The organism is Asticcacaulis sp. W401b, from assembly GCF_046503825.1.
Taxonomy (GTDB): domain Bacteria; phylum Pseudomonadota; class Alphaproteobacteria; order Caulobacterales; family Caulobacteraceae; genus Asticcacaulis.
Map to the genome: position 1 here is coordinate 1 of NZ_JBKFEE010000032.1, position 7,818 is coordinate 7,818.

A 7,818-nucleotide genomic window follows, 5' to 3' on the forward strand; every position below is an offset into this window, starting at 1 on the left:
GCGGGCGAAACTGCAAACCCAGTTCTTTTTCGCTCTTGGAAGGATCATAGCGCGACCGGCCACTCTCCCTAGCCACGGCACGCGCCATTGCCCAGCTGAGAAGGACCGGTCGGCCAGTGAAACGCGCGTAGAGTTCGTAACCGGCCGCAAGCAGATGCAACACCCCCGATGGGATGCGACGGGTTGGCGCCGATACGCCGGTTTCTCGCGCGATAAGGGGCAAAAGATCCGCCATCGTCATATGACGGCCTGCCGCAAGATAGCGTTCGCCGCGCCGCCCCCTGGCTTCGGTCAGAATCATGGCCTGAGCGACATCGCGTGCATCCACCACCGAAAAAGAGCCCGGCGGTACGCCCGGAAGCTGACGATACGCCACATCTATGACGGTTTGTCCCGCCGAGGTCTGTCCAATATCCCCCGGTCCATGCATCCAACCTGGCAACACCATGGCGGCCCAGGCATCCGGATGCGTGTCAAGAAACGCCATAACCATACGGTCCGAAAGGATCTTGCTTCGATAATAGTCATCCGCGTCGCGCTCGTCGCGAAGCATGGTCTCGTTGATTAGCGCGCCTCTGTCGCCATGCAGAACAGCGATCGAACTCGCGTGGACAAATCGTCTGACACCCGCCTCGTATGCGATGTCAAGAAGCTAGCGCGTGCCTTCAACGTTTGCAGCGTAAAGCGCCGGCCAATGCTGTCCCCCTTTATAGGAGTCACGAAAATAGGCGGCGGTATGAAAGACAGTATCAACGTCCTCGAACGCATAGGCAATTCCAGGGACGTCCAGCATGTCGCCGACAACAATATCGAGATCAATCCCCGTAAATTGCTGACGCGCTTTATCAACAGATCGCACCAACGCCCGCGCACGCCAACCGGCCGATAAAAGTCGGCAACCCCTCATCTCAGCGATATCTGACTGCTAAATCATCAAGCGGGTTGACGGCGAAGACAATTGCGAATAATTCGCAACTTATGCACGCAGATATGGCCTTGCAACCTTGGTGTCCTTTTGAGTCCTGATCATAGCCTTGATCTGTTTCTTCGCCATCGCAAGGCGCTGATCGACTATGCGCGCCCTATCGTCGGCGACGAGGCGCGGGCTGAGGATGTGGTGCAGGACGCGTGGCTGCGTTATGCGCGTTTCGCCGAAAAGCAGGCCTTTATCCTCAATCCGTCGAGTCTGCTGTATCGCATCGTGCGTAATCTCGCCATCGACGCCCATCGGCGTCAGTCGCGCGAAATAAATGGTGCCGGAGCGGAGAGGGCGCTGGAAACCACAGCCGAAATCAGCGCCGGGCCGGAAACAGCTACGGTCCACAAGCACGAGTTACGACAGGTGATGGCGGCGCTGAAAGAACTGCCCGAACGCACGCAGCGCGCCTTTCATCTGCATCGTTTCGACAATCTGACCTACAGCCAGATCGCCGCCGAACTGGGCATATCGCAGGGGCTGGCGCACAGTCTGGTTGCCTCGGCGCTGGTTCATTGCATGAAGCGCCTGAATCAAAAATAAGATCTGGAAAAATAATTCTGAAGATAGGCGCGGCTGGTTCGTCTTAGCCACTGACCCCAATCCGCCGATCCGCGCAACGCAGGGATTTTGACCTTTGATTTCACAAGACGTGACGGCCACGCCCGATACCGACGACCTGTTCGAGCAGGCCGCGCACCTGTGGCTGGCCTGTCATAATGCGCCGGAAGATGCCGCACTGCGCGAGACGGCGCGGACGTGGGCGGCGCAGAGTCACGACCATGCAAGGGCGTGGCAGACGGCAGAAAAGGTATGGGGCCTGACCGGCCAGATGGCTCCCGCTCCGGCCTATGTCCCGGCGTCTGCGAACATCATTCCTTTCCGCCCGACCCGTCGTCAGATCGGAGCGGTGACGCTCACCGCCCTCGCCGCCTGTCTGGCGCTGGCCATAGCCCCGACGGCCAGCCTGTGGCTGAAAGCCGACTACCGCACCGGCGTCGGCGAGACGCGTACTCTGACGCTGGCCGACGGATCGCAGGTGCAACTCGACACCAACAGCGCCATCGCCGTCGATGCTTTTGGCGAGACGCGCCGCGTCCACCTGCTCAAAGGACGCGCCTTTTTCGCCGTGTCCAAGGACAAGGCGCATCCGTTCACCGTCGAAGCCGCCGACACGACGGTAACCGTCACCGGAACTCAGTTCTACGTGGCGCTGGCCCCCACGGCCGTCGATGTCGCCCTGTCCGAAGGCAGCGTCAATTTCGACCATAAGGGCGGCCAAAACCGCCTGACGCCTGGCGACCGGGTACATTATGGCCGCGACACCCGGACGGCAAAGGTCACGCGCATGGCCGTCGCCGACATGTCGGCGTGGCGTCGGGGGCGGCTGCTGATCGAAGGCGACCGTCTGTCGGCCATTGTCGATCAGATCCGCCCCTATCATCGCGGCGTCATCTGGGTCACTGACGCCCGCCTTGCCCGACAACCGGTGACCGGCGTGTTCGACCTGAACGATCCGGTCGAGGCCCTGCGTCTGGCGGTCGCGCCGCACGGGGGCCGCGTCACGCAGATTTCGCCGTGGGTGATCGTGGTGTCGGGCGCCTAAGCGCACGCAAAAAAGTGTGCAGCGGTTTTCGGATCAAATGCGCGGCAAGCGAAAGCCAAAATAGGCGAAAAAAGTTCTGAAGATTTCAGACGCCCATCCGTCTTTCCCGCAAAACCGACGCCAATGCGACTTAATCGCACCCAACCCGGAAAGATACGAGATGCCTCTCCCGATCCGCTCTACAGCGCTGGCCCTGCTGCTGGCCACCGCCTCGCCGCTGGGCTTTGCCGCCGCTGCCCAAGCCCAAACCCAGCAAGAGACGACCCGCCGTTTCGACATTCCGGCTCAGCCGCTGGCCTCGGCCCTGACGCGCTTCGGCGATCAGGCCGACATTCAGGTGACGGTCGACACCGCCCTTGTCGCCAAACTGAAGTCGCGCGGGGTATCGGGACAACTGTCCCCCGAAGCCGCCCTGACCCGCCTGCTGGCCGGAACGGGTCTCGTCTGGCGTCATGCCGGGCCGCGCGCCGTCGTGCTGGAAAAAGCCCCGTCTTCGGCGGGCGCCCTGTCGCTGGGGACTATCCGCGTCGAAGGCGCGAACGGCGGCGGCGCAACCGGCGTCTCTGGCACCTATGCCGAAGATGAAGGCCCCGAAGGCCGCGCCGATCGCGTCTATTCGCGCCCCAGCTCGACCGCCGAAATCCAGCGCGAGACGCTGGAGCGATTTCGCGGCACCTCGGTCGGCGACATCATCAAGGGCGTCGCCGGGGTAACGGCGGGCGATCCGCGCTCGGCCAATGCGCTGGACGTCAATATCCGTGGCATTCAGGGCCAGAGCCGCATCCCCGTGATCATTGACGGCACGCAATCGGGCGTCGACACCTATCGCGGCTATGCCGGTCAGTCGCAGCGCAGCTATCTCGATCCCGACCTGATCAGCAGCGTCACCATCACCAAGGGGCCGAGCCTCGAAGCCAATGCCTCCGGCGCTATCGGCGGCACGGTGAGCATGGACACGCTGAAGCCCGCCGACATCCTGCGCGAAGGCAAGACGCAGGGCCTGCGCATCCGCACGGGCGTTTCCGACGCCTCGACCAAGGACCTGCCGCCCTATGACGGCTTCCAGAGCGAAGACCGCAACGACATGACCGATCCGGGTAGCGGGTTCTTCAATATCGCCGCCGCCCGCACGGGTGAGCGCTTCGACGTGGTGGCCGCCTATGCCCGCCGCAAGAACGGCAACTATTTCGCAGGCAAGGATGGTTACGACCGCTTCCCGCAGACCGCCCGCACTGTCGCCCCGCTGAACCCGGCCAATGCCGAGGTGTTCAACACCTCCAGCGACTCCGAGTCGATCCTGCTCAAAGGCACCTGGCGCATCGACGATTTTCAGACGCTCGAAGCCGGTTATCGCCGCTATGACGGCGAACAGGGCGAGATCATGGCCTCGCAAATCCTGCGCGTGAACCGTCAGCGCGTGCCGCAGTGGGAGCCGGGCTCGATCAAGCTCGACAGCTATAATCTGCGCTATCGCTACCGCCCGGAAAACGACCTGATCGACCTGAAAGCCAATCTATGGCTGACCAAGGCCGACAGCCTGATGTATAACGGCCTGACCGGGGTGACGCCGTGGTTCCTCGACCGTCACACCGAATGGTTCGACGGCCCGACCTTCAATACCGAGGAAGGCTATCGCGCCTCCTACTGGAACGAACTTACCATCGAAAAGACCGGCGGCGACGTCACCAACACCTCGCGCCTCTATACCGATGCGGGTCAGTTCGACGTCACCTACGGCGCGTCGTTCAGCAACGAAGACATCCGCCCGGGACCGAACTCGCCCATCCTGTTCGAAGACCTGATCAATAACCGCTATCTGAAGAACGCTCGCCGCCACGAATACAGCCTGATCGGTGCGGCAAAGTGGCTGCCGGCCGACAAGATCGAGCTGGAACTGGGCGTGCGCTATAACCGCGTCAAGATCGTCGATCGCAACCGCGATGCCGACGTCCTGACCGAAGGCGTCATCGGCCGCTACCGCGATACGCAGCTACGCGGACCGAACCCGGCGAACCCGAACGCCCTGATGAATATTCAGCGCGTCTACTGGTATCCGGACGCACAGGGCAATTTCACCGAAGCCTCGCTGCGCGCCTCGGCCTATGAAAAGGGCGTGGTCGGCGACATCACCGGCTGGACCACCTATACGGCGGGCGCGGCACAAAATCTGGTCGCGGCGACAAGTTGGACCTGGACGACGCCGATCCGGCGCACCCACGACGCCTTCGTGCCGTCGTTCAGCGCCAGCTATCGCTTCGACAATGGCGTGCGGGTCTATGCCAAATACGCCGAGGGCGTGAAGCTGCCCAGCCTGTTCGAATCGACACTGGGCCTGTTTACCGCCGCCAAGCCGACCGACGATCTGCGGCCTGAGCGTAACAAGAGCTGGGAAGTCGGCGTCAGCGGCCTGCGCCGCGACCTGTTCCGCACTGGCGACCGCGCCGCGCTGAAAATCGCCTATTTCGATACGCAGATCAAAGATCTGATCACCCGCGATTACCGCTCGATCTCGGCGGGCCTGATCCGCAATGTCGATAGCTTCAACGTCACGGGCATCGAGCTTCAGGGCGGCTACGATACGGGCAAGCTGTTTGCCGAACTGTCGGCGCACCATTACTTCAAGGCCGAAACCTGCGCCCCGGATATCGCGGCAGAGCGCCGTCAGTATGGTAAGGATCGCAAGATCGCAGACCTGCTGAACACGCCGGACTGCGCCGAAGGCGGCTTCGAAGGCTCCTACACCAACACGCAGAACCCGCCGAAGTACAATGTCAACCTGACGCTGGGCGCGCGCCTGTTCGACAAGCGCCTGACGATCGGTACGCGCGCCGTCTATAATTCTGGCCCGATCAGCAAGCTTGATCAGGAATGGAATGTCGGCCTGTCCGCCATCCAGCAACTGTATCATCAGGCGACCATCGTCGATGCCTTCGCCAGCTATAAGGTCAATGATCAGGTCGCGGTCGATCTCAATGTCGATAATCTGACCGACGAATATTACCTCGATCCGCTGTCGCTGGCCGTTGTGCCCGCGCCGGGACGGACGGTGCGGTTGGCCCTCACCTACCGCTACTAAGACAAAGGCCCGCAGGCACCTGCGGGCCTTTTCATTATCATACCTCCCCAGTTTACTGGGGTATAGCGTAGCGAAAGTATAGGTTTCGCAAGCGATGGGACCGGACGAGCGAACATAGTGAGTGAGATGTGGTGGTGGGGGTTCTTTCCCGGATCACGCTACGGCCACGGCCTCGGGCTCGCTCTGCACTTCGTGATTCAAATCTATTGCGTGCTCGGCGCGGGCCGCGTCACAACGAACAGCGCGCATGCGCCCATAATCCCCCCGACCAGCAGCATCAGCCACAGGGCCGGATGCGCGGCGAACAGGAAGATACCAAAGCCCGTCGCCATGCCGATGCAGGCCATAATCTTGCCCTTGCGCGGAATTGCCCCCTCCTTGCGCCACGCTCGCAGCACCGGGCCGAATTTCGGATGATTGAGCAGCCACGCCTCAAGCTTCGGCGACGACCGGGCGAAACACCATGCGGCCAGAATCAGGAAAATCGTTGTCGGCATCAGCGGCACGACCACGCCGATCAGGCCCAGCGCTACAAAGAACAGCCCAAGCACTACGTAAAATATCCGGCCCAGACGGCCAGCACGGAGGGAGGTATGCGGTACGGTCATCGTGTAAAGAACTCTATATCGAAGGCCAGTTCGATGGGGTTGCCGGGGATGTCGGCGGGCGGTTTCGGCAAGGGGCTGGCGCGTTTCAGCGTATCGAGCGCCGCGCGGTCCAGCGCACCCGAACCTGATGAGCGAGACACCGAACTGCTCAACACCCGGCCCTCACGGTCCATTTTAAAGCGCACCTGCACCACGCCCTGACGGCCGCGCGCCGCAGCCGGATAACGCTTGTGCTTTTCGATATGGCTGAGCAACTGCGTCTGCCAGGTCTGGGGCGTGGTCGCGGCGGACGGCGCGGGCGGCACCGGCTTGGCGGCAGGCGCCGTGGTTTCCGGCGCGGGCGTGGCCGCAACAGTCGGTGCCGGACGCGGCGTGGGCGGCGGCACCGGCAGGGGTTCGACATCGCTGGGCAGAACTTCGGGCAGAACGCGCTCAATGGGGCGCGGTTCGGCGCGCGAAGCCGTCGATTCCACCTGACGCTTGCCTTCGGGGCGCTCGGACGGCGGTTCCGGCGGGGCTTGAAGCGTCACCATCTCCACCGCGATCACCGGTTCTTCGACCGGCAGAGGGATCGGTGAGGTCAGCCCCCACCACAGGGCCACGGCCACAGGAACAGCGTGCAACATCACCGCCACGCACACCCCGAAGGCCAGACGTCCCGGCTGCGCCATGGCGCGCGCCTCCATCTGCCGCAGGGCGCGCGGTGGCGCGAAATCGCTCACCCCATCAAACGCCATCAAAGAAACGCCGCACTAAGCCGTGCACACGGCTAAAGGCTGCCTCCGCCCCGGCGGTGACACGCGCCTCGTCTTCCGCAGTGAGGTCGATAGCGTCCAGCGCTGCGGTAAAGGTGCGCCAATGCAGACCCCGGCCCTCGTCGGCGGGGGCCAGATGCCGCGCGCCCTTGGTGGGGTCGAGGCCCAGCTTGGCGGCGAATTTCAGAAGGAAAGCAGCCCCCAGATTGGAGCCTTCGGCCACATAGAGCCAGCCGAGCGCGGTCGGCAGGTCCACGGCCTCACCGGCAATAAACCGCGGCGCGCCATCGGTTTCGGGCACGTCCGCACCGACATCGTTCAGGTCGAGCGCCACCGTATCGAAGCGGCGACGACCTTCCAGATCGGGCAGCAGCGCATCCAGTTCCGGAACCGCGTAAAGCGCGCCGATATCGCGATGAAACAGATACTGCACCTTGAGGAATTTGGCGTAGTTTTCGACGTTGGCGAACGGGTCGCCTGCCATGATCGACTTGTCCAACCGGTCGTGCGTCTCCGTGGTCAGACCTTTGAGACGTTTCGAGCGCGTGTTGATGTCGATATTGGCTGTCATAAGCATGTTCCTGCAGATCGATGGTCACGCGCGCCTGAAACGGCGGCGACCACCCACATGAAGATCTCCCAAAGTGATCTCCGTATATATGACGTTTGCCAACGCGAATAATTCACATCCGCACAAACCTTTTTTTGCCTGCTACGGCTTTGAGTCAAAACAAGCCCTGATTTCACAAGAAAATGCCCTTTCGAGTGTGGAAAGGGCGCCATCAGACAATATCTAG

The 7,818-nt window shown here is 62.2% G+C and carries 8 protein-coding genes; 3 read left to right on the plus strand and 5 right to left on the minus strand.

Annotated elements, in window-relative coordinates:
• Both ACK8OE_RS20455 and ACK8OE_RS20460 read right to left on the minus strand, forming a co-directional pair.
• Window positions 1-643: hypothetical protein (locus ACK8OE_RS20455; protein WP_410274169.1), on the minus strand; the 643-nt coding region annotated here is incomplete at its 3' end.
• 9 nt (window positions 644-652) lie between these two features.
• Window positions 653-859, minus strand: coding sequence for a hypothetical protein (locus ACK8OE_RS20460; RefSeq protein ID WP_410274162.1), 207 nt, complete (start codon window positions 857-859; stop codon window positions 653-655).
• A gap of 156 nt (window positions 860-1,015) precedes the next feature.
• On the opposite strand from ACK8OE_RS20460, the gene ACK8OE_RS20465 reads away from it, so the two are divergent.
• The 3 genes from ACK8OE_RS20465 to ACK8OE_RS20475 all read left to right on the plus strand — a co-directional run bounded on the left by ACK8OE_RS20465 (window position 1,016) and on the right by ACK8OE_RS20475 (window position 5,658).
• Window positions 1,016-1,519 (plus strand): sigma-70 family RNA polymerase sigma factor, encoded by a 504-nt coding sequence (locus ACK8OE_RS20465; RefSeq protein ID WP_410274163.1) that lies wholly within the window; start codon window positions 1,016-1,018, stop codon window positions 1,517-1,519.
• Window positions 1,520-1,613: 94 nt separating this feature from the next.
• Window positions 1,614-2,582, plus strand: a complete 969-nt coding sequence (locus ACK8OE_RS20470; RefSeq protein WP_410274164.1) for a FecR family protein — start codon at window positions 1,614-1,616, stop codon at window positions 2,580-2,582.
• 160 nt (window positions 2,583-2,742) lie between these two features.
• Entirely contained in the window at window positions 2,743-5,658 is a 2,916-nt protein-coding gene (locus tag ACK8OE_RS20475; protein ID WP_410274165.1) for a TonB-dependent receptor domain-containing protein, read from the plus strand.
• A 203-nt stretch (window positions 5,659-5,861) separates the two neighbouring features.
• On the opposite strand, the gene ACK8OE_RS20480 is transcribed toward ACK8OE_RS20475, so the two are convergent.
• Genes ACK8OE_RS20480 through ACK8OE_RS20490 form a run of 3 tightly spaced genes read right to left on the minus strand, consistent with a single transcriptional unit; the run spans window position 5,862 to window position 7,592 of the window.
• Window positions 5,862-6,266 (minus strand): YbaN family protein, encoded by a 405-nt coding sequence (locus ACK8OE_RS20480; RefSeq protein WP_410274166.1) that lies wholly within the window; start codon window positions 6,264-6,266, stop codon window positions 5,862-5,864.
• Window positions 6,263-7,003, minus strand: a complete 741-nt coding sequence (locus tag ACK8OE_RS20485) for a TonB family protein (protein ID WP_410274167.1) — start codon at window positions 7,001-7,003, stop codon at window positions 6,263-6,265. The genes ACK8OE_RS20480 and ACK8OE_RS20485 overlap by 4 nt, the downstream gene beginning before the upstream one ends.
• A complete protein-coding gene (locus tag ACK8OE_RS20490; protein ID WP_410274168.1) occupies window positions 6,993-7,592 on the minus strand; it encodes a biliverdin-producing heme oxygenase in 600 nt (199 codons plus the stop codon). Before ACK8OE_RS20490 ends, ACK8OE_RS20485 begins: the two co-directional genes overlap by 11 nt.
• Window positions 7,593-7,818: the final 226 nt, after the last annotated feature.

What these genes read in the sequence shown, in the direction of transcription:
- ACK8OE_RS20475 (WP_410274165.1), top strand. Translation starts at nt 2,743, where the DNA reads ATGCCTCTCCCGATCCGCTCTACAGCGCTGGCCCTGCTGCTGGCCACC.
- ACK8OE_RS20480 (WP_410274166.1), bottom strand. Translation starts at nt 6,266, where the DNA reads ATGACCGTACCGCATACCTCCCTCCGTGCTGGCCGTCTGGGCCGGATA.
- ACK8OE_RS20485 (WP_410274167.1), bottom strand. Translation starts at nt 7,003, where the DNA reads ATGGCGTTTGATGGGGTGAGCGATTTCGCGCCACCGCGCGCCCTGCGG.
- ACK8OE_RS20490 (WP_410274168.1), bottom strand. Translation starts at nt 7,592, where the DNA reads ATGACAGCCAATATCGACATCAACACGCGCTCGAAACGTCTCAAAGGT.